A 2,532-nucleotide genomic window follows, 5' to 3' on the forward strand; every position below is an offset into this window, starting at 1 on the left:
TATCTGCTGACTTTTCTGTGGGTGCCAGGCCAATTTTTTTCTCTACCGGTGACTGAGACTGGTTCAGAATATTGCAAAGGCGTATCAGTGCCAGTTCTACATGCAAGCGTTGGTTACGGCTGCTGCGATAATTGATGTCGCAATCACTGCATATATTCAAAGCTTTATATAAAAAATCCACAGCACATTGAGCTGCCTGCTGTTTGAACTTATCTGCAATGCTGGCCCCTACCTCCAATAACTGAAGGGTAGCAACATCCTTGCACACCATCAAATTTCTGAAGTGACTGCCAAGGCCAGTAATAAAATTATGCCCATCAAAACCTTTTTCAACAATATCATCAAAGATTAATAAAGACTGGGATATATCTGTCTTTAAAAAAGCATCGACCAGTTTAAAATAATAATCATAGTCGAGCACATTAAGGTTTTCAATGACGCTCTGGTAAGTTATTTTACTACCAGAGAAACTAACAATCTGATCGAAGATGGACAATGCATCCCTCATGGCACCATCAGCTTTCTGGGCAATAACATTTAAGGCATCTACTTCATAATCAATTTGTTCATCTTTTGCGATATATTCCAGGTATTCAACAGTATCCTGAATTTTGATGCGGTTGAAATCAAAAATCTGGCAACGGGATAAAATAGTCGGAAGAATTTTATGTTTTTCCGTGGTAGCCAGGATGAAGATAACATGCTTGGGCGGTTCTTCCAGGGTTTTCAGAAAGGCATTAAATGCAGAAGCCGACAACATGTGGACTTCATCTATAATATAAACGCTATACTTTCCAATTTGGGGTGGGACGCGCACCTGGTCGATCAGATTGCGGATATCCTCAACAGAATTGTTTGAAGCAGCATCCAATTCATGAATGTTGAACGAACGGTTCTCTGCAAAAGACTTGCAGGATTCGCATTCATTACAGGCTTCAATATTTTCGCTTAAATTCTGGCAGTTGATGGTCTTGGCAAAAATCCGGGCACAGGTAGTCTTGCCCACACCACGCGGACCACAAAACAAATAGGCATGTGCAAGGTGATTATTTTTGATGGCATTTTTTAACGTGGAAGTAATGGATGCCTGTCCTACTACCGAATCAAAACTTGCCGGACGATATTTGCGTGCTGAAACTATGAAATTTTCCATCAATTATTTTTTATAAAAATACAAAAATAAACATTCCTATTAATTGATAAACTTGCGTTGACCTAATGTAAATATCTCCAAAGCAATTCAGGAGGACTGAAAACTCCTGACTGTTCTGCAATTATCACTGCATTCAAATTTATTAATATTTCCGTCTTCCTCAATTTTAAGCATTACAAAATAGGGAAAAAACTTTACAATTACTTTCACAATATTGTAACATCTTGATTTTGCAACCCATAACATCAAAAACTGAGAACAGATAAATATTAGACTTAATTTTAGTAAATTTGAATAATAATCGATGATTAAAAAAATGTATCCAGAAATTTAAATCACTGATAAAAATCATGAAACAAAGCATGTTCTTTAAACATGATCAACCGGGTAGCCTTAATTAAAGTCACCTGCGGGTTTGCCTCCTGAAAGTCCGCCGTGACAGATTTATCCAACCTTAATTATAAAATGATGGAATGATGAAAAAACTTTATATTCTCCGGCATGGGAAATCATCATGGGACATGGAGGTGAATGATTATGACCGTCCCTTAAAGAAAAAAGGGATAGATGATGCATACAAGCTTTCCTTAAAACTTTTAAATGACAACTATCCCCTTCCAGATTGTATTGTTTCAAGTTCGGCAATCCGCGCCGTTCACACAGGGCTGATTTTATGCAAGGTACTAAAATACAAACTGGATAATTTTTTTATTGTCGAAAGGCTTTACGAAATAAGTCCCGAGAAACTGGTCCAGTTCTTAAGCAAAACCAATGATAAATTCAATTCCATGATGATCATCGGGCATAATCCCACTTTTACAGAGGTAGCCAACTATTATCTGTCCGAATCCATTGACAATATTCCAACTTGTGGATTAATCGTACTTACTTTTAATGTAGAATCGTGGGAAAAAATCGAAAAGCATAAGGTGAAAGACAGCAAGTTTTACTTTTTTGAAGAATAACATCAGGTTGTCATAGAATTAGGTGTTTATTACCTATTGAGGTTAATTATTAATAGGTTGGGCTGAAGCCCAAATTCCTGATTCCTTTATCAATCCGTTGGCTAAAGCCAACGTCAATTCATAATTCGGAAATTATCAACTTCCCTTTATTTCATTTTTTCATTATCTCATTATCTCATTAACCCATTATCCCATTAATCCATTAATCCATTATCCCATTATCTCATTATGAAATTTTTAACCTGGATAACATAATATCAATCTTTTGGGCTAAAGCCCATATTAAATTACTTCATATCAATCCGTTGGCTAAAGCCAACGTCAATTCATAATTCGGAAATTATCAACTTCCCTTTATTTCATTTTTTCATTATCTCATTATCTCATTAACCCATTATCCCATTAATCCATTAA

The 2,532-nt window shown here is 36.0% G+C and carries 2 protein-coding genes; one reads left to right on the forward strand and one right to left on the reverse strand.

Going from position 1 to position 2,532, the window contains the following annotated elements:
- The coding region (locus Q8907_16115; protein MDP4275793.1) for a DNA polymerase III subunit gamma/tau at positions 1-1,153 on the reverse strand (1,153 nt) is incomplete at its 3' end.
- Between the two features lie 473 nt (positions 1,154-1,626).
- Here Q8907_16115 and Q8907_16120 point away from each other — a divergent pair.
- The gene (locus Q8907_16120) at positions 1,627-2,118 is read left to right on the forward strand and encodes a histidine phosphatase family protein (protein ID MDP4275794.1); all 492 of its coding nucleotides are present in this window, start codon (positions 1,627-1,629) and stop codon (positions 2,116-2,118) included.
- The last annotated feature ends 414 nt before the right edge of the window (positions 2,119-2,532 follow it).

It is taken from the genome of Bacteroidota bacterium, from assembly GCA_030706565.1.
GTDB lineage: Bacteria > Bacteroidota > Bacteroidia > Bacteroidales > JAUZOH01 > JAUZOH01.

What these genes read in the sequence shown, in the direction of transcription:
- Q8907_16120 (MDP4275794.1), top strand. Translation starts at nt 1,627, where the DNA reads ATGATGAAAAAACTTTATATTCTCCGGCATGGGAAATCATCATGGGAC.